Below are 21,942 nucleotides of genomic sequence, written 5' to 3'. Positions count from 1 at the left end.
CTCCGTGAGCGCACATGGGCTTGGCTGACGATCCGCATCGCTGGCCTGCTGAATAAGCCCCCGACCTTCACCCCGGACGGGCGCACCATGCCGTCCACGCGGCTCGGCATGGAACTGAACCCGCCGCCACCACCCCGCAAAAAGTAAATAGGAGGCCCGATGGCACTGAACATTGGCCAGCTGTTCGGCACCCTCGGCCTCGACGCCACGAGCTTCGACCGCGAACTGGTGGGCGCCCAGGACAATCTGAAGGCGTTCGGGGTGGCCGGTGCTGCTGTCGCTGCTGCTGCCGCTGTCGCTATCGGGGCCGCCCTGTCCAAGGGCATCGCGGATGCGATCGACATGGAAGCCGGCAACGACCGTGTGCAGGCGCAGCTGGGCCTCACTGAGGAGCAGGCCGCAGTATCGGGCAAGGCCGCTGGCTCTGTGTTCTCCCAGAACTTCGGCGAATCCATGGAGGAAGTGCAGGTCGGCGTCTCGGCGGTCATGTCCTCCATCAAGGGTATGCGGGACGCCTCCCAGGCCGACGTCGAAGACATGACCAAGCGGATGCTCACCCTTGCGGACGTCTTCGAAATCGACGTCTCCCGGGCGGCCCAGGTCGCCGGGCAGATGATCACCTCGGGCTTCGCGACGGACGGCGTTCACGCAGCTGACCTGCTCACGAACGCGCTGCAGAAGGTCCCGGCAGCGGTCCGCGAGGACATCCTCGACGCAGTGGACGAATACGGGCCCTTCATGGCTCAGCTCGGCATCGCCGCTGAAACAGGCATGGGCCTGCTTGTGAACGCCTCAGACAAGGGCATGTACGGCATCGACAAGCTCGGTGACGCTTTGAAAGAGTTCACGATCCGGTCCACGGATATGTCGACCGCTTCCGGGGCAGCCTATGAGGCGCTGGGCATGGACCAGCAGGAGATGAGCAACAAGCTCCTCGCTGGCGGCGTGGACGCCCAGACCGCGTTCGGGGACATCATCCACGGGCTGCAGGAGATTGAAGACCCGTCTGCCCGTGCGGCGGCAGCGATTGCCCTGTTCGGCACCCCGTTGGAAGACCTCGGCGTCAACGAGATCCCGGAGTTCCTTGGTCAGATCGACCCGATGGGCGACGCTTTCGATTCCGTGGCCGGGGCCTCCGACAAGGCGATGGCAGATGTTGCCTCCAACGCGAAGGCCGGGTTCGAAGGCTTCAAGCGGCAGGCGCAGACCGCGCTGATCGACTTCGTCAACGTCAACATCATGCCGACCCTGTCGACGTTCGCCGGGTTCCTGAACAACACTGTGGGCCCGGCTGTCACCCAGCTGGGCGCGTGGGTCACGGCCAACGCTCTACCCGCCCTGCAGGCCTTCGGGAACTGGTTCTCACAGAACCAGGGAACCATCGGCATCATCGCCACCGTCATCGGTGCGCTGCTGATCCCGGTGTTCATCCGGTTGGCAGTTCAGGCCGCCCTGACCGCAGCCGCTCATGTAACCGCGTGGGCGCTCATGTCGGCCGGTGCCGTCAAGGCCGGGGCCCTGTACGTCGCCCAGTCGTACAGGATGATCGGCAGCTTCGTTGCCACTGCTGCGTCCATGGCCGTTACCGCGGCCGGGGTCGTGGCTGGGTGGGTCCTCATGGGCGCGCAAGCCCTCATCCAGGGTGCCCGCATGGCCGCCGGCTGGATCCTCGCCATGGGTCCCATCGGCTGGATCATCACCGCCGTCGTGGCACTCGTCGCCCTTGTCATCGCCAATTGGGACAAGGTCTCAGCGTTCACCTCCGCAGCCTGGTCGAAGATCACCGGTGTGCTGAGCGGGTTCTGGAACAACACGGTCGGCATGTTCAAGGACTTCTGGGGGCACATCACCGGTGCCGTATCCGCGGCGTGGGACAAGGTGCAGTCAATCATCGGTGTGGCTTGGACGATCATCTCCACGATCTTCACTACGTACATCAGCGTGGTGACCACGATCTTCAAGGCTGGATGGGAGATCATCCAGACCGTTGTGGCTACGGTCCTGGCCGTCATCATCGCGATCTTCACCGGCAAGTTCGGGGAAATCGGCGGGCTCGTCTCCTCGGGGTGGAACAAGATCGTCGGCTTCTTCGGCGGTGCCATGACGGCCATCTGGGGCCTCGTGCAGGGCATGTGGGCGCAGCTGGTCAACATCACACGCAGCATCTGGGAGCCGATCGTAGGGTTCTTCACCGGCCTCTGGGATGGCGTGAAGGCCATCTTCACCGCGGTGTGGGACTTCATTGTCGGCTACTACATGACTGTTTGGGGGCTGCTGACCGGGCAGTCGACAGGCGCCGCGGATCAGGTACGGCAGATCATTGCCAATGCCTTCGAGGCAGTGAAGTCCTTCATCATGGACATCTGGAACGGCATCATCGGGTTCCTGGCGGGCGCGTGGGAGAACATCAAGTCCACCACGGTGAACGTCTTCAACGCCATCGTGGACTTCGTAGCCAGCATCCCGGGCCGGATCCTGTCCGGGTTGGCCGCCATCGGCGGGTTCGCTATCCAGATGGGCCAGTGGGTCCTGAGCATGAAGGACGCCGCCGTCGACAAGTTCCTCGGCCTGGTCGGCTGGGTGAAGGAACTTCCCGGCAAAATCCTCGATGCCCTCGGCAATATGGGGTCGTTGCTGAAGAACGCCGGTGTGCAGATCATCACCGGATTCCTTGACGGGCTCAAGCAGAAGTACGAGGACGTCAAGAACTTCGTCGGCGGCATCGGTGACTGGATCGCGGACCATAAGGGCCCGAAAGCCTATGACCTTGCCCTGCTGGTTCCTGCCGGCGGCTGGATCATGACCGGCTTGCAGGAAGGCCTGCGTTCCCAGATGGGCGCGCTCAAGGGGACCCTCGGGGACGTGTCTTCCATGATCGAGACCGGCATCCAACCGGAGCTTGCGGTCACGGGCTCCTATGCGGGCACAGGAGGTTGGGCGGACCAGCGGGACTACGGGTTCTCGAACACGCCCGCCCCGGTCCACACCCGGACCTCGACCGCCTACATCTCTATCCCCGATTCGACTACGCCACGGGCCACCGCGGTGAAGGTTGCACGCGTCCTGGAAGGGGCTGTCTAGATGCAGTTGATCTATGCCTTCGCCCCTCCCCTGCCGTTGCAGCCGTTCTCCCGGTTTGCTCTGACGATGAACGGTTTGCCGCTCACCGGCCGGGATGAGGATGGGGTGCTCTGGTCGGTGAAGAAACCATTCGTCGGCTGGAGCGCCCGCACGGGCACGACGGGGACGGCCACGCAACGCTGGCAGCAGCACGGTGCCTGGCTGGGTGAAGCCCATTCGACGGGCCGCACCCTGGTCATCAGCGGTGATTTGCGGGTCCGTCCCGGGAACGGCGCGGAAGGGCAGGCCCAGCACCTGAAACTGGTGGCCGCCCTTGACCAGCTGATGGGGCTTATCCCTGACCGGGACACGGCGCCACTGGTGGTGGATGAGGACGGGTTGCGCCGGCACGTGCGGGCACGCCTGGACGGGGACCCTTCAGACCCTGTCTGGGTGAACCCGTGGATGGTCCGGTATTCGTTCCAGCTGTTCGCCCCGGATTACAGGCGGTTGGCCGGTGACGGCTCCGGGCCTACCCATTCGGCGACGACCGCACTGCCGTCCACTAGTGGGGGCCTTGTGTTCCCGGCTGCTGTTCCATTCGTTGTGGACGCCGTCGTGGTGTCCGGCGAGATTCCGGTCCTCAACTCCGGGACCGCTCCGGCGCCAGTCGTGGCGAGCATCAAGGGCCCGGTTCCCCGTCCGTCCATTCAGCGGCGGGAGACCGGCGAAGTGATGACGTTCGACCTGGACGTCCTGGCCGGGCAGACGCTGGCCGTCGACTTCGACCGTCGGACAGTGAATCTCAACGGCGTATCCCGCCGCGGTTCGCTCCGCGGCCGATGGTTCGAACTCGGCCCCGGACTGAACACCCTCAAATTCGATGCCGCGGCCTACTCGCCGACGGCCACCATGACCGCGTCCTGGTACGACGCATGGAAGTAGGTTCCCGATGGCGGTAATCCTCCCCTCAACAATCAACGCCGACGACGCGACCAAACTCCCGAAGTACTCGGCGGAGGTCATGCGCCGCAACATGGGGGCGGCGTTCGCGCAGTCGTCTCCCGGCGTAAATCGGTCGGGTGTTTTGGGGGCAGCACCGACCACGGACCTGTCTGGTTCGGTGGTGCGGGTGGGGCCATTCATGTGCGTTATCGGCACAGCAAAAGGCGCATACGTTACCGGCGTGGATTCAGTGACGAACGCCGAGGGGTCGGTTGGGGTCGCTGATCCAACGAACCCTCGCATAGATCGAGTGGTTCTGGAGGTATTGGATCCGGACAACGGTGGCGCGGCCGGGTCCCGCAAGGGTGTGTTGCGGGTTATTGCCGGCAAACCGGCGGCGCTTCCCGGCCTGCCCGCGTTGCCGGTGAACTCGCTGCATATCGCTCAGGTTTATGTACCGCGGGCGGGTAATGGTGGCCCTACGATGACGGTGGATTGTCCGTTCACGGCGACGGCTGGCGCTCCCATCCCCGTGCGGGACGTAGACGACCGCAACTCGCTTGCCCTTTACGAGGGCCTGCGCGTGGCCCGCCTTGACCTGGCTGGCCGGGAGCAGGTCTACTCGGGGTCACGCTGGGAGAGCGGACTGAGGATGTTGTCCGACACCGCGCATCAGGAGGCGCTGACAGGTCTCACGGCAACCGTCTCCGTCAGCACCGATGGCAACGGCTTCGCAGGATATATCTTCAAGAACCCGTTCCCCAACGCACTGGTGAGCGCCGAACTGACCAGCGTCTATCAGGGCAACTACATCGGACTCGTCCATTACCAATTGGATGAAGGGCTATCGGGGCGGACGCGTCTGGCCCTTGCATGCCGCGCATCTGACGGCAGCCTGGTCAAGAACGTCGCGAACCTACGACTGACTTTCACGGCGTACGGCTACTGATGGCGTACACGTTCCTGATATGTCAGCTGAAGACCGGGGAAGTGCTGGACTCGGCGCCGTTCGAGATTGAGGGCGAACCGTCCCGGGTGCTGCAGGGTCACGGCACGGGCACACTCGTGCTACCCGTCCTGGCCGACGGGGTGCCGGATGGGTGGGAGCAGATGCTCCTGCCGTGGCGGTCCCTGATCCTGGTGCTGGACGAGGAAGAAAATATCGTCTGGCACGGCATCCCGAATGACGACCCGACGGACAGCGCGGAGATCGTCAGTTACCCGTGTGTGACCATCGAAGGGTACTTCCTGCGACGGTATGTTCCGACCCTCAGATTCCTGAGTGTCGACCAGGCGGACATCGCCCGGCAGCTCGCTTCCATCTGCGGTGACGCCGCCGGCATCCCGCTCGAGTACGACTGCCCCCGGACTGGGGTGCTGCGGGACCGGGAGTACGAAGACGATGAGAACGCCCGCGTCTACAACCGGCTGCAGGAACTCGCCGCGGTGGAGAACGGATTCAACTGGACTGTCGACGTCGACTGGACGAACGATACGCATTCCCGGGTGAAGTACACGTTCCGGACCGGCTACCCCTATTTGGGAGCCCGGGTGGAGCACCCGGACCACGTCTTCGACATGCCGGGAAACGTGACGGAGTTCGATCATTCCCGCCCGTGGGGTGAAGGCGACGCCGCCACCCACGTCCGTACCATCGGCGACGGCGAGGGAGACGCGAAGGTCATGTCCACCCCCGTCATTGACACGGCCCGGGAAGCTGCGGGGTGGGTCCGGTTGGAGGAGCGCAGGCAGTTCTCCGGCGTCACCGACCAGCGGACTATCCAGTCCCACGCGCACCGGACGGCCGCCCAACTATTCGGCGGGCAGGACATCCTCACCCTGACGGTGCGTTCAGGGCAGGGCACGGAACTCGGCGATCTGACCTTGGGCGATTCAGCCCGGGCCACCATCGACGCGCCAACCCGCAGTATCGATACCCTCATGGTCGTCGTGGGCTGGTCCCTGGACGCGACCGCCGAAACATACAAGCCCACACTCGCGAAGCTGGAGGACGCCTAATGGTTGATGCGTCGGGTATCCCCCGCCGGGTTACGGAGACCACGCCCGCGCAGAAACATAACGACCTGGCTCGGAAGGTGGAGCAGCAGGGTTCCGCCCGGCGGCTGCAGTCTGCGTCCATTGGCAAACCGGACGAGGGTCAGATATTCCTGGCTTCGGACGGGCAACGGTTCGTGGACGAGGAGGGCGTGGAGCGGATCCGCTTCCGCACCTCGGACGGATCAGCGGCCTTCGACGGGCCCGTGAATATCCAGGGGCCCCTAACCCTCCGCCCCGGCAGCATCGAGAACGATGCCCTGATGAGCCCCCTCGCTTACGAGGCCTCGTACAACGACAGCAGCGCGCTTGTCGTCACATCCGAAGAGGCGACGGTCTGCCAGCTTGAGCTTCGTATACCGCCCGGCTACACGAGGGCGTTGGTCGTCGTTCAGGGCTCGGTAGGTGTCGTCAATCCTACGGACAATCCGTCCTCCATTGCTGGGCGCGTTTACATCAAGGCGCCGAACCTTGCTGCTGAGCAGTGGGGGGCGAAGCGGTTTCAGCGGGTGGAGGGGAAAAGCGACGGCGCCCTCGTTCCGGTGCGGCAGCAGGTGTACGACAACCTTGACGGCGGCTCGATAGCGTGCCGTTTGGTCCTGCAGAACACCGGCAGTAATTGGGGCGCCACGCAGGGTGGTGCGACTTTGAACGCTTTCGCGATCTATACCCGTTAGGAACTTCCCTCGTTGTTGGGGTCCGCGTTTCCGCTCACTGCAGGGGCATCGACGTTGGTTTGTACGGGTCCTGTCGGAGGCGTATCCGCTACTGGGGCGGGTGCAGGTGCCTCAGCCGGCGGGGCCACGGGTGCCGGGGCCACGGGCGCCGGTGCGGCAGGAACTTCCACTACGGGCGCGGGCGCTACGGGTGCCGGTTCGGCTGGGACCGGTGCTGCGGTCGGGGTGCTGATGGGTTCCTCCACGGGTACTTCGGTAACGGTCTGTGACGGTGTGGGCGTTGCTGTCGCGGACGGTTTCGGTTCCGGTTTGTCCCCTGCGTTCGCGGCCGCGGCCACACCAAACGCTCCGGCCAGGACTACGAGCGTCCCGGCGGCCCCCAATAACGCTGATTTCTTTTCCATCTGCGCAGTCTAACAACGCGCACCGACGTTCCTTTCGGCCTACCCACAGGGAGGACCCCAATGTGGATCCCACACTCATTACGGCCACCGGTACGTTCATCGTCGCGGTCGGCGGTGCGACCGGCGGCGCGGTGGCTTTCTTCATCAAGCGTGCTGACCGGCGGCGCGAAGCTAACGAGGCCCTCGTGATCGCCCATTTGACGAGCGAGCTAGCCCAGCGGGATCAAGAGATTGCCCGCCTGAAGGAGTTGGCTGCCTCCCGTGAGAGTGACGGCATGAATTGGTGGGGCCAGCTCAAAGCCCTCGGCGTTGAGCCCAACCCCAGAACCTGGACACCCCTACCCAAGGACGACGATGACTGATCCCAAGAACCTCAGCGAGGCAATCCAGAACATGGAGCATGACCGGCATGTGGATCGCCGCCAGAAGTGGTGGCTGTTCACGGTGTCCGGGCTGCTGTTCGTGGCTGTCGTGGTGATCGCGGTCCTTGCCTGGCAGTTGTCCCTTGACCGGGATGCCTCGAAGCGTGAGGCGGCGACGGAGCAGCAGCAGAAGCAGGAGTATGCGCAGGAGCTGCAGACCGTCCTGTGCGAGAAGGGCGACGTCGAGATATACGACGCAGACCGATGCGCCGAACTCACTGCCGTGGCAACCGAGCCTACTGCCGGGGTTATCCCTCGGGACGGCAAGGACGGCCGGGACGGCAGGGACGGGGTTCAGGGGCCGGTTGGTCCGCAAGGTCCGCAAGGCCCGGAGGGTCCCGAGGGGTCGCAGGGGCTGGCTGGTCTGCTCGGCCAGGCGGGAGCGGACGGACTGAACGGCCTGAACGGGGCGGACGGGCTTCAAGGGCCGGCGGGATCTCCCGGGCCGGAAGGCCCAGCCGGGCCCGCTGGCACGGACGGCACGGACGGCGCCCCCGGGGCACCTGGCCGAGGCATCGCCGCCATCGTCTGCGAAGGTACCGGAGACAGCTCCTACTGGGTGGTCAGCTACGACGACGGCACCACCCAAACCAGCGACGGCCCCTGCCGCCTCACATCCATCCCGATCCCCACGGAGGCACCCTAATGGACCCAAGGCTTCAAGCGTTCGTGCAGTGGATGGTCAGCGAGTGGAACGGTCGCACGGTCGGCCGCACCACCGGCTACGCCCTGAACTTCGACCGGCGCTTCGGGAACCAGTGCATGGACCTGTGGAACTGGACTTGGACATTCCTCGGCATCCCGTCCACCGCCATCAAGCGCACATACGACGCGGCCGGTGTGTGGGAGCTCCCCGCGGATGATCCGATCTGGGAGTACTTCGACGGGATCCTGCCGCACGAGACGTTCCACCCCGGGGACACGTTCGTCTACAACCGGAATGCGTTCGGAGCACAGGGCCGCGGTGCCGGCAATGGGTACGGACACATCGGCATGGTTGTCCAGGACTTCGGTAACGGCACGTTCCAGGTTCTCGAAGCCAACGGGCTGGGCGACGCCTACGAGGACGAGTATCTCAACCAATACGGCTCCCCCGCACGCCTGCACACGTGGTCCAAAGCCGATCTTTATGGCGTGCTCCGACCCATCCCGGGCAAGTGCCCGGGGCTGGGCAACTTCGGCGGGGCCGCGAGCATCATGCCCACTGGCACCTTTGCCACCGATGATCCATTCATGCTCGAACTGATGGGATAGGAGGCCCCTATGGGCTACTACGCAGGACGCGAAGACTTCGAAAAGAATCTCCGTCACCTTATGAACGAACAGACCAACCTCTCCACCGTCGCGGGACGCATCAATACCGCGGGTCCGGCTGGGCTGATCGCCAGCCAGGGAGACATCAACATAGTCCGGCGCGAAATGGCAGGCCTCACCGCCGCGGTGCAGGCCCTGGCGGGTAGCCAATCCGCTGATCAAGTAGGCCAGGCGATCCGTGACGCCGTGGAGGCTACCGCGCCGACGTACTACGTGAAGTCGGAGAAGGACGCGACGGTGTACGCCCTCGACGTCGCCACCGGCAAGCTCCGCCCGGTCACCCTCGATGAGTGGAATGTCGTCAACGCTGCGGGCATCAGTCTCCGCGTGGTCCCGCAGAAGTTCATCGACGCCGCACCCAAAGCCACCGCTGCACAGCCCCACCCCGCACCCGAGGAGTCCTGATGTTCATCAAAGACCCGAACACTCGTAAGTGGATTTACGGCATCGTCGCGGCTGCCATCCCCGTGCTGGTGATCCTCGGCTTCGTCGGCGGGGAGGATACACAGGTGTGGCTGAACTTGGCCGCCGCGGTTCTTGGTCTTGGCACGGCAGGACTCGCGGCACCGAACACCGCGCCTGTGCGGGCCGAATCGACTCCGAAGCAGGAGGCGCCGGTGCCGGAGTTCCGCATCGACGGCGACGTGGTGAACGCGCAGGAAACCGCGGCGCGTCTTGCCGCCCAGCTATCCCGCGACGGCGACGAACCGAAGCACCGCGCCTGACCCCCACCCATTCCGGGGCCTCCACTGGGGGCCTTTTTTCATGCCCTTTTGGAGGCCCCTTTGGAGCTTTACGCTTATGACGCCCTGCTGACGACGAACGGTCGCGCACCCCAGCCGGGTGCCGTCGTCCAGTTCTACGCCGAGTCAGACACCTCGTACTCGACCCCCCTGGAAGTGTTCGCGATGGACGGACGCCCGATCGGTACCGCGCCGAAGGCTGACACGTACGGGTACATCAACAATGCTGGCGGGTTCAAACTCCCGACCCGGTCCGCGGTGGCGAAGTCCGGGACATTGCCCCCCGTCCCCGTCTATGCGGTGCGGAGCATCCTCGCGAAAGTTGACACGGCGGCGGCTGACGCCGGGGCGGCCAAGGAGTCTGCGGGTGCGGCGGCGGAGGCCGCCAAAGATGCTGCAGCAGAAGCGCAAGCACCTGCCGACGAAGCTGTAGACCGTGGCATCCAGCGGGCGGACATCCCGGCCATCGCCGCGTCTGCAGTTGCAGCACAGCCAGCCGTAGCAGCTGCGGCAGCAGCGGCAGTCGCCACTGAGGTTGGGAATAAGGATCTGGTCGAAGGCGCAGACCAGCGAATGCAGCGAGTCCTCGACAACCCAACCTATGCTTGGGCTATCACAGATCAGCGCCGTCGCGCATCCCTCCTTGTTCGTCATGACGGCGGCGTTGAGATCCCCGGACTAGATTTCGCGGAGACCTACTTGTCCGGTTCCGCCTTCGCGCCATTCAGAGACAGTGTCTATGCGGGCGGATTCACCGATGGGCGCCGGTATTCCGAGCTCGTCATCCAGCAGGACGGAACTGTGCCGAAGTGGGCCGCTGAGCGCATTGTGGCCCGTGGCGGCGGCGGGGCATCTGCAAACCTCCCGAAGGGGCTCGTCGCTGGCCCCGGAGTGGCCGCATGGGGTGACTCCATAACGGAGATCGGCGGCGACACTACATCGTGGATCGCGCTGCTTGCCAACGACCTGCGCGTGCCGTTCTACAACGGCGGTTGGTCCTCGCAGCCCGCCAAGCCGATCGCGGCCCGGCAGGGCGGGGCACAGGCTTTGGTTACGTTCTCGAACAACACGATCCCGGCCAGCGGTCCCGCGAACGTGACTCTCAATGTGGACCCCGTGAACGTGCCCACCGCCACCAACAACCATCGGCGAGGCGTCATTGCTGGCATCCCAGGCGTACTCAAATCTGATAGCTTCACCGGCCCATGGACGTTTACCCGCGACACGGCGGGTGCTGCTGTCGTGTTGAGGGAGCCAGCCAAGTTCACCCCCGATGATGGTGCGACCCGGCGCGACTGGGTGCAGGTCTACTGGGTGGGCCGCAACGATCCGACCGGAGTGACCAGTAACCTCAACGCCGTGCGGGCGATGGCAGCGTACCAGAGTGCCGGGGTGAAGCGGTTCCTCGTCCTGCAGGTACTGCCGTGGGCCAACAGCACTGAAAGCGCCGACGCTGTGAATTGGGCTTACTCCCAAGAGTGGCCGGAGAACTATGTGCGGGTGGCAGACTGGCTCCGCACCGACGCCGCAGCAACAGCCGCGGGGATCGTGTTTACCACTGACGACCGCGCCGACATTGCTGCGGGCTTGACCCCACGGAGCTTCCGTAGTGATGACGTGCACCTGAACCTGGCGGGCCGGACTGCGGTCTCCAAGCGAGTAAAACAAGAATTCATTTCGAGAGGCTGGGCCTAAAATATGACCGGAACACAGATCGTCCTTCCCACCACCTTCAGTGGGTCCGGGGTGGAGGGGCTTCCCTTCATCCTCCACGGACTACCTGGGCCCGCGCCGGCCCACCGCTATTTGCCCTATACATTGACGACGGCACTAGGTGCCAATGTAGGCGCCCTGCCAGACCTCAACGGAGGAATTACCCTGGCCCGAGGGTTGGTTGACCAGCAGCCCACCCTGGAAAACTCCTCATCCGGGCTGCCGCCGCACCTGCTCTTCAGCATCACGCCCGCAAAGAAGTTGCTGCAGGGGTCGAAAGCTGCACCGGCAGCAATCACCATGGCTGTCGTGTTTGAATTCACCACCAATCCGTCGGCTCAATACGTCGCACGATATGGCGGTAAGAATATCGCCATCAACGGCGGCGGGAATGTACTCGTGGGCGACTCGCTGACGAGTTCGGCGCCCGCTATTGGCACCGCCCGCAAGGTCGTTATTGCGCGCTTCAGTGCCGCCGACACTAAGGTGTGGGTGAATGGGGCCGTTACGGCAGGGGCTGGCAGCGCCCCCTCAGCCGCCGACCCGACTGTGCTCTGGGGTATGAACGCCAACACTGCAGCCTTTCGGGGCTATGAGTTCGCGCTATGGGATCAAGCGCTTACCGACGCGCAGGCAACCGCCCTAAACACGGCTCTGATGACTGAGTGGCAAGTGGCCTAGCAGTTGTGCCGCGCAGGCCCCGACCTCGAATCGTGGGGGCCTGCGTGCTTTCCCTGCGGGACCCACCCGAGGTTGGCGTTAAATCAGCCAGGGGGCGTGGCTGCGGGCCTTGGTCCACTCATAGGAGACGCTCGGGTTCCTCTCCCCGATCTTCTTGGCGGGGATGCCGCCAACGACCGTGAAGGGCTCAACGTCTTTCGTGACGACCGAGTTGGCGGCTACGACAGCCCCTTCGCCGATGACCACACCCGGCAGGATGGTTGCCCTGAAGCTAATCCAAGCGCGGTCGCGGATAACGATCGGCCCGCCCGAAGTCGCGAAAGTGGGGCTGTTGTAGTCGTGCTGCAGAGTCCAAAGAGCCACCTCGCTGGAAATGTTGACGTTCTTCCCGATCACGATTCCTTCGCGCCCATCCAGGGTCGCTCGCATACCAATGATCGAGCCATCGCCGATTGATATGTTCCCGGCGGCGCGTACCTCACGCCAGCGGTACAGCTTGGCCGTGGGCGCCACCCTCATGCCCAGCATCCTCGCGCCGAAAGTCCGAAGGGTTCCAGACGGCACATTTCCTACGACTTCCCCCGCGAGAATACTTGCGCCCGTTGCTGCTCCCCGCAGGCGAGCCCAACTCGATGTGTCTTTGAAAGTCCCCCGAATAGTCTTCATCCAGACATCCTAACGTTAGTGACCGCCCTCACCCTTCACCGGGTGGGGGCGGTTTTGTCGTTAAGTCAGTGCTGGATGAGAGCATCCCGGAGTGAATAAAGTTGATGTCATGTCCACGCCCTACAGCTTGTCCGGCGGGACTTCCTGCCCGCCTGGGCGGGTCGTACACGCCCCGTACCGGCGTGAGCCGTACATCCGGGCCCGATTCCCTGACGGGGCTGTGAGAGACGGCAAAGGGCTGGCCTGGACGCAGGAGTTTGTTCTGTTCCATGCGGAGCCGGAGGGCGTGGTCACGGATGAGTGGGTGCCGGCCGCCGCGGTGACCCGGATCCGGCGCGAGGAGTCGGACTGGATCGACCCCTACGACGTCCTGTAATCCACGCGTCTCCACGGACTTTTCGATGACTTTCCGATGACCAGAGACAAATCCGGGCCTCCCAATCGCTTGGAAGGCCCGGAATGTCGTAGGGCTGGTGGGGCTTGAACCCACGACCCACGGATTATGAGTCCGCTGCTCTGACCAGCTGAGCTACAGCCCCCGGGTGCCAAGAGGCAACGATGCCATCCTAGTGGGTCCGGGGACTGGACAACCAATCAGCCCGCGTTGACGCGTTTCCCCGGATCCCCGCGGTAGAGATCTTCAAAGGTGGACAGCGTGGCTTCCAGGCTGTGCCGGTCCACCATCTCGCGGCTGGTCCGGCCCATTTTCTCCCGCTCGTCGGCGGGCAGTTCCAGGATCTCCGTGATGCGCCCGGCCAGCTCTGAGCTGTCCCCCGGCGTAAACAGGTAGCCGTTGCGCCCCTTGTCCACGAGGTGCGGCAACGCCATCGCATCTGCCAGCAGCACAGGCTTCGACGCCGACATTGCTTCCAGCGTCACCAGCGACTGCAGCTCCGCGGTACCCGGCATGCAGAACAGATCGGCCTTGAGGTACGCCTCCCGCAGCTCTTCGTCGGAGACCAACCCGCGGAAGACCACCCGGTCCTGCAGTCCCAGCCGCTGGACCTGGGCTTCCAGCGCGGTCCGGACCTCGCCGCCGCCGATGATCTCCGCCCGCACCCCGAGGTGGGCCGGAGTCTTCGCTACGGCATCGATCAGCACGTCCACGTGCTTTTCTTCGGCCAGCCGGCCGACGAAAAGAACGGTGGGCGCCTCGTGCGGGGGAATCTGCTCTCCGTCATGCAACTCGTAAACCGACGCGTCAATGCCGTTGGACAGCGGCATCACGTCATGCAGGAAGGCGTGGCGGTACATCGCCTCGGCGGCCAGCGGCGTCGGCGTGGTGACCACCTGCGCCTGGCCCATCACCTTACCCATGTCCTTCCAGGAGTTGGTCGCGACGATCCGCTTCAACCACTTGGGGAAAGGCAGGAACGGATCAAGGTTCGCCGGCATGAAGTGGTTGGTCGCAATGACGCGGATACCGCGCTTACGGGCCTCGTAGAGCGTGTACTCCCCCACCATGTAGTGGCACTGGATGTGCACGACGTCGGGCTGCACCCGATCGAACAGCAGTGCGATTTCCTTCTTGATCTCCCAGGGCAGGCAGATCCGCCAGTATTCGTGGGTAGGGACCCCGTGGGAACGGAGCCGGTGGACCGGCCACTCCCCCTCAAGATCGCTGCGGCTGCCGCCGTTGACATCGTTGGGAGCCAGTACGTGGACGTTGTGCCCACGCCCATGCATCCCGCGGGCCAGCCGGTAGCCGAACTGCGCGGCGCCGTTCAGGTGGGGAGGATACGTGTCACAAGCGATGAGGACAGTCAGCGGTTTGTCTACCGGGGCGTCGGTCACGTTGTAGGTCCTGCTTTCGGATTCTTTGAGGCCGGCTTTTGCCGCCTCCGCTCTTCGTTCCGACGCTGGATAACGTCAGGGTGATACCTCGAAAGGGCAACGACCCCAACAATAGCAATCAAGGCCGCCACGGACATGGCCACCGCGGCCACGGCCGGAACATCCGGCCGCAATTCGTGCAGGACTCCAATACCGATGGCGATTCCCACCATGGGGTCGATTACCGTCAGCCCCGCAATCACCAGGTCCGGCGGGCCGCTCGAATAGGCGTTCTGCACGAACCAGGAACCGAGTGCACCTGCGGCGGCAATCGCCACGATGGTGTACCAGGGCACGTTCAGCAGGAACCGGCCGTTCGGGTTCAGCAGGTCCCCGGCAATAACCTTGGTCAGGACCGCAACGAAGCCGAACAGGATGCCGGCGCCGAGGATGTGCACAATAGCCCGGAGCCGCTTGCCGAAGAACACGTTCAGGCCACCGAAGAAGAGCACGACGACGGCGAGGATGAGGACAATTGTCACTTCCTGACGCGGCTCCACCACCTGCTCCGACCGGGTGACCATGATGGCCAGCGACACGAAGAGCATGCTGCCGGCCACGCACGCGGTAATCGCGGCAACCGTAATGCGGTTCATGTGCAGGCCCTGGTCCCGTGAATTCACCACGGTCGTGATGACCAGCGCGATGGAACCGATCGGCTGCACCACCGTCAGCGGCGCCATCGACAGTGCGGCCACGTTCAGGGCCATGCCGGTCCCCAGCAGTAAAAGACCGAGTAGCCAGCGCGGGTTGCGCAGCAGACGGCTGATCTGGGACGAGTTCAGCCCCAGTCCGCCCGTGTCTGCCTTGACTGCACTGCCTTGGCGCTGGGCGCCGAAGGCAAGGAAGAAGGCGCTGGCCAGGGCGCAGGCTACGGCGATACCTACCATCGGCCTGGTCCAGAAGCTGCCGTGCGGTCCGCGGGAACGGATTCCGTCCTAGGGTGCATGGCCGGTTCCGGTTCCGGCCGGTACCTGCCCGCGCTGGTGCAGGTATTTGCGCCACGCTGCAACAAGGTATCCGGCGGCTGCCACGACGTGGCCGATGCAGCCCAGTGCCAGCACGGCGGAACCGGAAACCTCGAGCCAGTGCTGGTCAAATCCCTCCACCCGGTCCAGCAGCAGCAGGGGCGCACCCAGCAGCAGCAACGCGGTGCGGATTTTGCCGACGATGCTCACCGGCAGGTCGGGGTTTCCCCGGAACAGCAGGAGCGAGTTGGCGATCAGGACGGCGTCGGGGATGGCGATGCTGAGGATCAGCCAGGCCGGAGCGATGCCGTCCACCACAAAAGTGGCGGCCACAATGATCAGTGCCAGCCTGTCCGCTACCGGATCCAGCCACTGGCCGGTAGCGGAGACCTGGTTCAGCCTGCGGGCAAGATAGCCGTCGATCCAGTCGGTGCAGCCCACTGCCACCAAGGTGAGGAACGCACTCCCATACCGGTCCTGGCTGATAAACAGCACAAACAGGGGGATGCCGAGAAAGCGAAGGACCGTGACCAGATTCGGTAAAGTCCAGAACCGTTCCAATACGGTTATTTCCGTATCGGGACGCGTTCCGGCACCGATAAATCTGATCACGGTCCGTTCCCCTCGTCAAAGATGTACGAGTACAGCTTACTTTCGCGCGAGCCGACGGGACATGAGCAGCAGTGCCAGCAGGGAGGCGGCCATTACCGAAAGCGGCTGCCAGCGTTCCTTGATCATGGCCAGCACGTCGTCGGCCGTGGAGGGACCGGCGGTGCTGTCTTCCTTGCCGCGGGCTGCAGCAGCACGGCGGGACTTGAGCTCCTGGATGCGGGCCTTGACGTCCACCTTCTCGCCGAGCCCGTCACGGACGGCAGCGAGGTGCTCGCGGCGCTGCCGCGCACGGGTGCGCAGTTCCTCCGGAGTGGGCGGCTTCGGACCTTCAGGCTTGTCATCCTTCTCGGCCTTCTTGTCCTTCTTTTCCTTCGGTTCCTTGGGCTTGTCCAGCGTGGCCGGATCGAAGCTGCGGCCTTCCTTCAGCACGCCGACGTCGTAGCGGATGCCGCGGATGGCTTCCTCCGGAAGCAGCGGCAGGGTCTTCTTGAAGCGGCTGTAGCCGATGAATCCGGCAATGCCTGCGATCACCAGGAACAAGGCGGCGACCAGCAGGGCTGCCAGCCAGCCCGGCAGAACCAGCGACAGTGCCAGGATGCCGGCTACCAGCAGAGAAATGGCCAGCGCGGCGACCATAAGCAGCGCCACCACCATAAACGCGGCAGCAATGCCGGCCTTGATGCCCTTTTGCTTCATTTCGGCTGTGGCGAGGGCGAACTCGTCATTCAGCTGACGCGGCGTCAGGCGGGCCATGACCTTCGCCAGCCCAACCAGCGACGAGCTTCCCGCCGTTCGCTGTGTCCGAGTGCTAGCGGAGCGGTTCATGCGCCCAGCCTCCGTCCCCTGTTCAGTATTCACCGTTGCCATAACCCCAAATTACCATTCTCCTCAGTGTTATCAGTTTGCCCATCTGCACCACTTGCGCGTCAGGACGTTTCGAGGCCCTCGCGGTCCTCGAGCTCGCGGCCGGACAGCTCGGGAAGTTTGGTCTTCACGAACCAGAAGGACAGGACCGCGAAAGCGGTAAAGATGGCGTACATGATCCAGACCCCGAAGTTATCGCTGACCCACGGGAAGGCAAGGGTAACAATGAAATTGAAGATCCAGTTGACCATCGCGCCAAGGCCCAGGGCCAGGGAGCGGATGTTGTTCGGGAAGACCTCGCCCAGCGTCACCCACATGACCGGCCCCCAAGTCGCCGCAAAGAAGACCACGAAGAGGTTCGCGCCTACCAGGGCCACCGGACCCCAGATGCCGGGCAGGGAGACTTCGCCGTCTACGTCCACGGCCTGGAAGAACGAAACCGTGGCTGCCAGCAGGCCCACGAACATACCGGCGGAACCGATCATCAGCAGCTTGCGCCGGCCGATGCGGTCCACGAAGGCGATGGCAACCAGCGTCATCACGACGTTCACGATCGAGGTGATCACCGACGTCGTAAAGGAATCGCTTTCGCTGAAGCCCACGGACCGCCACAGAGTGGTGGAGTAGTAGAAGATCGCATTGATGCCGACCAGTTGCTGGAACGCGGCAATGGCCATACCGACCCACAGGATGGGCTGGAGCCCGAACTTGGGACCGCGCAGGTCCCGGAACGTCGGCTGCGGGCTCTTGAAGCTGTCGCGGATGTCGGCGATCTTGCGGTCCGTATCCGTCACGCCGGAGATGGTGGTGAGCACCTTGGCGGCTTCCGCGTCACGGTTCTTCCGGACCAGGTACTGCGGGGACTCCGGAATGGTCAGTGCGAGGACACCGTAGACAATGGCGGGGACGACACCGACCAGCAGCATCCAGCGCCAGGCCGGCAGGCCCCACCACAGTTCGCCGAGCGCGCTGCCCGCGGTGTTCGCCAGGAAGGCATCGGAGAGCAGGGCGGCAAAGATGCCGATCGTGATTGCTAGCTGCTGAACTGAGCCCAGCGCACCGCGCCATTTTGCGGGTGCCACTTCGGCAATGTAACCGGGGGCGATGACGGAGGCGGTACCGATGGCCAGGCCGCCGACCAGCCGCCAGAGCATGAGGTCCCACTCGGAGAAGGCCAGTGCCGAACCCACGGAGTTGGCCGCAAACAGCACGGCGGCACCGACCATAACCAATTTGCGGCCTAGCTTGTCCGCCAGCTGGCCGGCAAACCATGCACCGGCAGCACAGCCGAGCAGCGTGATGGCAACGGTAAAGCCCAGGATGCCCGGGCTGAGAGTGAATTCCTCACCGATGGCATCCACCGCACCGTTGATCACTGCGGTATCGAACCCGAAGAGCAATCCGCCCACCGCTGCGGCAACGGTGACACCAATCACCTTGCCGGGGTGGGCTACCCGTTCGGATCCGTCCTTGTTAGGTCCTGGCTGCGTCGCGCCCATCGACCGTTCCTCGTTTTCTACTCAACTAGCTGCGTACACGTGACTGGTGTCAAAACACTTAAGCCTACGCATAACACTAAGCATGCTTGTTCATGCAGGGTAGCCGGAGTGCGTCTCCAAAGGCAGATGGGCCCTCAACGGTTCATTCGGATTCCAAGCCCTGGCCCTTGAATTTCAGTGCCAGTATCGGGCGGAGAGTCCCGTCGGGGAACCGGAACCGTGGAAGGGGAACGCACCTGATGTCGCTCACCTCACAGGGTCCCGGCTCTGTCCCGGCGGGAGTCAGCTACCCGGAAGCGGCCGCCGCTGCGGCTGGAACGGCGGGGTGGCCGGGCGAGGTCCGGCCAGCGTGCTTCCCTGCGCTTTGTCCGGATCCCTGCGTTTTGTCGGGTTTCCTGCGCCGCGCACCGCAGGAAACCGGACAAAGTGCAGGTATCCCGACAAACCGCGGGAGGGCCGCTGAAGATCCCACGAAAAAGGGCCTGCGACACGGGAAAACCCGTGCTGCAGACCCTTTGCTGGCTCCCCCGACTGGACTCGAACCAGTAACCCTTCGATTAACAGTCGAATGCTCTGCCAATTGAGCTACGGGGGAAAGCGGCGTCCTCAACTATACAGGAATTTCCCGGTGCTTCCGAACCAAGGCCGCTCCGGCGCGCTGTTGGGCTGCGGATGCGGAGGCCGTGAGACAGTTGCGCATGGTCAAACAGGTCCCGAAAGTTGTCTGCTATGCGGTACAGCAGGGCCATCTGCTGGTTTTCACCCATAAGGAAGTGCCCCTGGCAGTCACGGGCGTACAGGTCCCGGCGGGAACTATCCGGCCCGGTGAAGAGCCGGCCGATGCCGCAGTCCGCGAACTGCAGGAGGAAACCGGGCGAACCGGCAGGGTTGCGGGATATCTCGGCGAGTCCCGGTACGACCTGCGGCCGATGCGCCAGGAGATTGCCGCCCGGCACTTCTTCTGGCTGGAAGTCCCTCCAATGGATCCGACTACCCGATGGGACGCCGGAGAGCCGGAACCGGAGCACGGCGGGCCGCCCGCAGCCTGGACCTGCTGGTGGATGCCGCTGGCCCAGGCGCACGTCCTTGCTGCCGGGCTCGGCGCCATGCTTGGTGAGCTCGGGCAGCACAAAAAAGACCCCTGATCCGCATAGCTGCAGATCAGGGGCCCTCTTAGTTGCTCCCCCGACTGGACTCGAACCAGTAACCCTTCGATTAACAGTCGAATGCTCTGCCAATTGAGCTACGGGGGAAAGCGGCAGGTTTTACTTTACAGAGATTCCGCGCCGAAACGAAATCGGCACCCTGCCGGAGGAATCCGGGCGGTTACTGGTCTCCCCGCAGTGCCCGGCGCTGCATCTCCAGCTCCATGAGCTCACGGTTGAGCTGGTGGAACTGTTCCGGATCGGCGTTGGGGTCCAGGCGCTGCAGCTGCCCCAGCTTTTCGGCCTTGAGGTGCGTCACCTGCAGCTCAAAGAGCCGGTTCAAAATGTCCCGGCAGTACAGTGCCAGCGCATCGGCATCCCGGGCCGGCAGCGGCGTCACGGCCAGCTCGCTGACGAAACCCCGCAGCGGGTCCGGTAGTTCCTCGCGGACCCGTTCCACCCAGGAGGCGGGGGCGGTTCCGGCTTCACCGGCGGCACGGATTGCGTCATGGACAGCCACGTAGGCCGGAACCGTGAACCGGGCCGCCTTGAAACGTTCCCACTGTCCGGCGTCGAGCATGCCCGGCTGCTGCAGGGCGACTTCCAGCGCCTGCCGTTCCATCCGGGCGGCGGGATCATTCGGGTTGGGACGGCTGAACCCGGATGAAGGCTCCGGCTCCTGCTGCTCGCTCTGCTGGCCCTGCCACTGCCGCGGTGCCTGCTCATCGCGCCGGCCGTACTGCTGCTGGCCCCCTCGCTGCTGGCCGTACTGCTGCTGGCCGCCGCCCTGCTGGCCGCCGCGCCCGAACTGCTGCCGGGTCTGCTGCCCTTCCTGGCGCCGCCCGGCCGGTGCCGACTGTCCGGCATTGTCTCCGCCGGACCCCGCCGTTCCGCGCTTGGCCGCGGCATTGACCGCCCGGCTGACGTCGTCGACGTCGGTGCCCAGCCACCCGGCGAGTTCCCGGGCATAGGCAGGACGCATGGCCGGGTCACGAATGTCCGCCACCACCGGTGCCGCGGCGCGCAGCGCGGAAACGCGGCCCTCCACCGTGTTGAGATCGAACTTGCGCAGCGTGGAGCGGATAGCGAACTCGAAAAGCGGGCGGCGGGAAGAGATCAGCTCGGCCACCGCGGAGTCGCCGTGGGTCTGGCGGATGTCACACGGGTCCATGCCGTTGGGGTCAACGGCCACGTAGGTCTGGGCGGTGAACCGCTGGTCCTCTTCGAAGGCGCGCAGTGCTGCCTTCTGTCCGGCGGCGTCGCCGTCGAAGGTGAAGATAACCTCTCCCCCGGTGCCGTCGTCGGAGAGCAGCCGGCGGGCAATCTTGATGTGGTCGGTGCCGAAGGCAGTGCCGCAGGTGGCGACGGCGGTGGTGATGCCGGCCAGATGGCACGCCATCACGTCGGTGTAGCCTTCCACGACCACCAGCTGCCGGGTCTTGGCGATGTCCCGTTTGGCCAGGTCGATGCCGTAAAGGACCTGGGATTTCTTGTAGAGCGGCGTTTCGGGGGTGTTGAGGTATTTGGGGCCCTGATCGTCTTCGTAGAGCTTGCGCGCGCCGAAGCCGATCACGGCGCCGGTGAGGTCGCGGATGGGCCAGATCAGCCGGCCCCGGAACCGGTCGTAGAACCGGGAAGCGTCCGATCCGGTGGAGAACATTCCGGTCTCGGCCAGTTCCTCGCGGGTGAAGCCCTTGGACGTGAGGTGCTTGAGCAGCGAATCCCAGCCCTGCGGTGCGTAGCCGACCCCGAAGTGCTCCGCTGCTGCCGGGTCGAAGCCGCGTTCCTGCAGGAAGTTCCGGGCAGCGGCGGCACCTTGGGTGCCGAGCTGGCTGCGGAAGAACTCCGCCGCTACCTTGTGCGCATCCAGCAGGCGCTGGCGCTTGCCCACGTCTTCGCGGCGGGGTCCGGTGCCGCCGTCTTCGTAGTGCAGCTCGTAGCCGAGCCTGGCGGCGAGTTTCTCTACCGTTTCGGAGAAGGTGCCGTGGTCCATCTTCTGCACGAAGGAGATGACGTCGCCGCTCTCACCGCAGCCGAAGCAGTGGTACGTGCCCACCTGCGGGCGGACGTGGAAGGACGGCGAGCGCTCGTCGTGGAAAGGGCACAGCCCCTTGAAGGAGCCGATACCCGCCGATTTCAGGGTCACGTAACCGTCGATCACGGCCTTGATATCAGTGCGCAGCCGCACTTCATCGATGTCTTCACGCTTGATCAGTCCGGCCATAGCATCCAGTCTATTCTTCCCCGCCAAACCGACTGGGAAGCCCCGGCGAAGCTGGGAAGATGCGTTCGGCGTCCGCGAATGGAGCCGCGGGCGCCGAAACGCCTCCAATATCCGGTT

At 64.4% G+C, this 21,942-nt stretch carries 21 protein-coding genes, 3 tRNA genes and 2 pseudogenes; 14 read left to right on the top strand and 12 right to left on the bottom strand.

What is annotated here, in order from left to right:
- Window positions 1–159: 159 nt before the first annotated feature.
- From N2K98_RS05560 to N2K98_RS05540, 5 genes are read left to right on the top strand one after another with little or no spacing between them, the layout of a single operon-like run.
- Window positions 160–3,081: a phage tail tape measure protein gene (locus N2K98_RS05560; protein ID WP_255866630.1), complete on the top strand. Its 2,922-nt coding sequence runs from the start codon at window positions 160–162 to the stop codon at window positions 3,079–3,081.
- Window positions 3,082–4,005, top strand: a complete 924-nt coding sequence (locus tag N2K98_RS05555; RefSeq protein ID WP_255866631.1) for a phage tail family protein — start codon at window positions 3,082–3,084, stop codon at window positions 4,003–4,005.
- A gap of 7 nt (window positions 4,006–4,012) precedes the next feature.
- Window positions 4,013–4,954, top strand: a complete 942-nt coding sequence (locus N2K98_RS05550) for a hypothetical protein (RefSeq protein ID WP_255866632.1) — start codon at window positions 4,013–4,015, stop codon at window positions 4,952–4,954.
- The gene (locus N2K98_RS05545; RefSeq protein ID WP_255866633.1) at window positions 4,954–6,024 is read left to right on the top strand and encodes a hypothetical protein; all 1,071 of its coding nucleotides are present in this window, start codon (window positions 4,954–4,956) and stop codon (window positions 6,022–6,024) included. The genes N2K98_RS05550 and N2K98_RS05545 overlap by 1 nt, the downstream gene beginning before the upstream one ends.
- Window positions 6,024–6,737 (top strand): hypothetical protein, encoded by a 714-nt coding sequence (locus tag N2K98_RS05540; RefSeq protein ID WP_255866634.1) that lies wholly within the window; start codon window positions 6,024–6,026, stop codon window positions 6,735–6,737. The genes N2K98_RS05545 and N2K98_RS05540 overlap by 1 nt, the downstream gene beginning before the upstream one ends.
- Here the strand turns inward: N2K98_RS05540 and N2K98_RS05535 are convergent.
- Window positions 6,734–7,141: a hypothetical protein gene (locus N2K98_RS05535; RefSeq protein WP_255866635.1), complete on the bottom strand. Its 408-nt coding sequence runs from the start codon at window positions 7,139–7,141 to the stop codon at window positions 6,734–6,736. The two genes, N2K98_RS05540 and N2K98_RS05535, sit on opposite strands and share 4 nt — an antisense overlap.
- Before the next feature lie 62 nt (window positions 7,142–7,203).
- Between N2K98_RS05535 and N2K98_RS05530 the strand changes: the two genes are divergently transcribed.
- Genes N2K98_RS05530 through N2K98_RS05500 form a run of 7 tightly spaced genes read left to right on the top strand, consistent with a single transcriptional unit; the run spans window position 7,204 to window position 12,014 of the window.
- The gene (locus N2K98_RS05530) at window positions 7,204–7,503 is read left to right on the top strand and encodes a hypothetical protein (protein ID WP_255866636.1); all 300 of its coding nucleotides are present in this window, start codon (window positions 7,204–7,206) and stop codon (window positions 7,501–7,503) included.
- Window positions 7,496–8,209: a collagen-like protein gene (locus N2K98_RS05525; protein ID WP_255866637.1), complete on the top strand. Its 714-nt coding sequence runs from the start codon at window positions 7,496–7,498 to the stop codon at window positions 8,207–8,209. Before N2K98_RS05530 ends, N2K98_RS05525 begins: the two co-directional genes overlap by 8 nt.
- Complete coding sequence (locus tag N2K98_RS05520) at window positions 8,209–8,817, top strand: CHAP domain-containing protein (protein ID WP_255866638.1); 609 nt, start codon at window positions 8,209–8,211, stop codon at window positions 8,815–8,817. The genes N2K98_RS05525 and N2K98_RS05520 overlap by 1 nt, the downstream gene beginning before the upstream one ends.
- A 9-nt stretch (window positions 8,818–8,826) precedes the next feature.
- The gene (locus tag N2K98_RS05515; RefSeq protein WP_255866639.1) at window positions 8,827–9,282 is read left to right on the top strand and encodes a hypothetical protein; all 456 of its coding nucleotides are present in this window, start codon (window positions 8,827–8,829) and stop codon (window positions 9,280–9,282) included.
- On the top strand, window positions 9,282–9,602 hold the full coding sequence (locus tag N2K98_RS05510) for a phage holin (protein ID WP_255866640.1): 321 nt from the start codon (window positions 9,282–9,284) through the stop codon (window positions 9,600–9,602). The genes N2K98_RS05515 and N2K98_RS05510 overlap by 1 nt, the downstream gene beginning before the upstream one ends.
- 60 nt (window positions 9,603–9,662) lie before the next feature.
- Window positions 9,663–11,315, top strand: coding sequence for a hypothetical protein (locus N2K98_RS05505; RefSeq protein WP_255866641.1), 1,653 nt, complete (start codon window positions 9,663–9,665; stop codon window positions 11,313–11,315).
- A 3-nt stretch (window positions 11,316–11,318) separates the two neighbouring features.
- On the top strand, window positions 11,319–12,014 hold the full coding sequence (locus N2K98_RS05500) for a hypothetical protein (RefSeq protein ID WP_255866642.1): 696 nt from the start codon (window positions 11,319–11,321) through the stop codon (window positions 12,012–12,014).
- Window positions 12,015–12,092: 78 nt separating this feature from the next.
- Here N2K98_RS05500 and N2K98_RS17270 read toward each other — a convergent pair.
- Window positions 12,093–12,323 (bottom strand): annotated as a pseudogene (locus tag N2K98_RS17270) (acyltransferase); the annotation flags it as partial.
- A 72-nt stretch (window positions 12,324–12,395) separates the two neighbouring features.
- A pseudogene (locus tag N2K98_RS17265) lies at window positions 12,396–12,533 on the bottom strand (hypothetical protein); the annotation flags it as partial.
- A gap of 367 nt (window positions 12,534–12,900) precedes the next feature.
- On the opposite strand from N2K98_RS17265, the gene N2K98_RS05485 reads away from it, so the two are divergent.
- Window positions 12,901–13,056 carry a hypothetical protein gene (locus N2K98_RS05485; RefSeq protein WP_255866643.1) on the top strand — a complete coding sequence of 52 codons (156 nt, stop codon included), beginning with the start codon at window positions 12,901–12,903 and terminating at the stop codon, window positions 13,054–13,056.
- Window positions 13,057–13,145: 89 nt separating this feature from the next.
- On the opposite strand, the gene N2K98_RS05480 is transcribed toward N2K98_RS05485, so the two are convergent.
- The 7 genes from N2K98_RS05480 to N2K98_RS05450 form a co-directional block, all read right to left on the bottom strand.
- Window positions 13,146–13,219 (bottom strand) — tRNA-Ile (locus N2K98_RS05480).
- 55 nt (window positions 13,220–13,274) lie between these two features.
- Window positions 13,275–14,474: a glycosyltransferase gene (locus N2K98_RS05475; RefSeq protein WP_255866580.1), complete on the bottom strand. Its 1,200-nt coding sequence runs from the start codon at window positions 14,472–14,474 to the stop codon at window positions 13,275–13,277.
- A complete protein-coding gene (locus N2K98_RS05470) occupies window positions 14,471–15,403 on the bottom strand; it encodes a DMT family transporter (protein ID WP_255866579.1) in 933 nt (310 codons plus the stop codon). Before N2K98_RS05470 ends, N2K98_RS05475 begins: the two co-directional genes overlap by 4 nt.
- 48 nt (window positions 15,404–15,451) lie before the next feature.
- Complete coding sequence (locus tag N2K98_RS05465) at window positions 15,452–16,093, bottom strand: CDP-alcohol phosphatidyltransferase family protein (protein ID WP_308219850.1); 642 nt, start codon at window positions 16,091–16,093, stop codon at window positions 15,452–15,454.
- Between the two features lie 36 nt (window positions 16,094–16,129).
- Complete coding sequence (locus N2K98_RS05460) at window positions 16,130–16,918, bottom strand: phage holin family protein (protein WP_255798946.1); 789 nt, start codon at window positions 16,916–16,918, stop codon at window positions 16,130–16,132.
- A 101-nt stretch (window positions 16,919–17,019) separates the two neighbouring features.
- On the bottom strand, window positions 17,020–18,456 hold the full coding sequence (locus N2K98_RS05455; protein ID WP_255866578.1) for a sugar porter family MFS transporter: 1,437 nt from the start codon (window positions 18,454–18,456) through the stop codon (window positions 17,020–17,022).
- Window positions 18,457–18,975: 519 nt separating this feature from the next.
- Window positions 18,976–19,051, bottom strand: a tRNA-Asn gene (locus tag N2K98_RS05450).
- A gap of 103 nt (window positions 19,052–19,154) precedes the next feature.
- Here N2K98_RS05450 and N2K98_RS05445 point away from each other — a divergent pair.
- Complete coding sequence (locus tag N2K98_RS05445; protein WP_255866577.1) at window positions 19,155–19,601, top strand: NUDIX domain-containing protein; 447 nt, start codon at window positions 19,155–19,157, stop codon at window positions 19,599–19,601.
- 35 nt (window positions 19,602–19,636) lie between these two features.
- Here the strand turns inward: N2K98_RS05445 and N2K98_RS05440 are convergent.
- Window positions 19,637–19,709, bottom strand: a tRNA-Asn gene (locus tag N2K98_RS05440).
- A 73-nt stretch (window positions 19,710–19,782) separates the two neighbouring features.
- Entirely contained in the window at window positions 19,783–21,825 is a 2,043-nt protein-coding gene (gene dnaG, locus N2K98_RS05435; protein ID WP_255866576.1) for a DNA primase, read from the bottom strand.
- Window positions 21,826–21,942 lie beyond the last annotated feature (117 nt).

It is taken from the genome of Arthrobacter jinronghuae (assembly GCF_025244825.1).
Lineage (GTDB): Bacteria > Actinomycetota > Actinomycetes > Actinomycetales > Micrococcaceae > Arthrobacter_B > Arthrobacter_B jinronghuae.
Note: the sequence above shows the minus strand (reverse complement) of the source record. Positions and strands in the feature narration are given on the sequence as shown.

What these genes read in the sequence shown, in the direction of transcription:
- N2K98_RS05445 (WP_255866577.1), top strand. Translation starts at nt 19,155, where the DNA reads ATGGTCAAACAGGTCCCGAAAGTTGTCTGCTATGCGGTACAGCAGGGC.
- N2K98_RS05455 (WP_255866578.1), bottom strand. Translation starts at nt 18,456, where the DNA reads ATGGGCGCGACGCAGCCAGGACCTAACAAGGACGGATCCGAACGGGTA.
- dnaG (WP_255866576.1), bottom strand. Translation starts at nt 21,825, where the DNA reads ATGGCCGGACTGATCAAGCGTGAAGACATCGATGAAGTGCGGCTGCGC.
- N2K98_RS05535 (WP_255866635.1), bottom strand. Translation starts at nt 7,141, where the DNA reads ATGGAAAAGAAATCAGCGTTATTGGGGGCCGCCGGGACGCTCGTAGTC.
- N2K98_RS05515 (WP_255866639.1), top strand. Translation starts at nt 8,827, where the DNA reads ATGGGCTACTACGCAGGACGCGAAGACTTCGAAAAGAATCTCCGTCAC.
- N2K98_RS05525 (WP_255866637.1), top strand. Translation starts at nt 7,496, where the DNA reads ATGACTGATCCCAAGAACCTCAGCGAGGCAATCCAGAACATGGAGCAT.
- N2K98_RS05555 (WP_255866631.1), top strand. Translation starts at nt 3,082, where the DNA reads ATGCAGTTGATCTATGCCTTCGCCCCTCCCCTGCCGTTGCAGCCGTTC.
- N2K98_RS05500 (WP_255866642.1), top strand. Translation starts at nt 11,319, where the DNA reads ATGACCGGAACACAGATCGTCCTTCCCACCACCTTCAGTGGGTCCGGG.
- N2K98_RS05560 (WP_255866630.1), top strand. Translation starts at nt 160, where the DNA reads ATGGCACTGAACATTGGCCAGCTGTTCGGCACCCTCGGCCTCGACGCC.
- N2K98_RS05545 (WP_255866633.1), top strand. Translation starts at nt 4,954, where the DNA reads ATGGCGTACACGTTCCTGATATGTCAGCTGAAGACCGGGGAAGTGCTG.
- N2K98_RS05550 (WP_255866632.1), top strand. Translation starts at nt 4,013, where the DNA reads ATGGCGGTAATCCTCCCCTCAACAATCAACGCCGACGACGCGACCAAA.
- N2K98_RS05470 (WP_255866579.1), bottom strand. Translation starts at nt 15,403, where the DNA reads ATGGTAGGTATCGCCGTAGCCTGCGCCCTGGCCAGCGCCTTCTTCCTT.
- N2K98_RS05540 (WP_255866634.1), top strand. Translation starts at nt 6,024, where the DNA reads ATGGTTGATGCGTCGGGTATCCCCCGCCGGGTTACGGAGACCACGCCC.
- N2K98_RS05510 (WP_255866640.1), top strand. Translation starts at nt 9,282, where the DNA reads ATGTTCATCAAAGACCCGAACACTCGTAAGTGGATTTACGGCATCGTC.
- N2K98_RS05460 (WP_255798946.1), bottom strand. Translation starts at nt 16,918, where the DNA reads ATGAACCGCTCCGCTAGCACTCGGACACAGCGAACGGCGGGAAGCTCG.
- N2K98_RS05520 (WP_255866638.1), top strand. Translation starts at nt 8,209, where the DNA reads ATGGACCCAAGGCTTCAAGCGTTCGTGCAGTGGATGGTCAGCGAGTGG.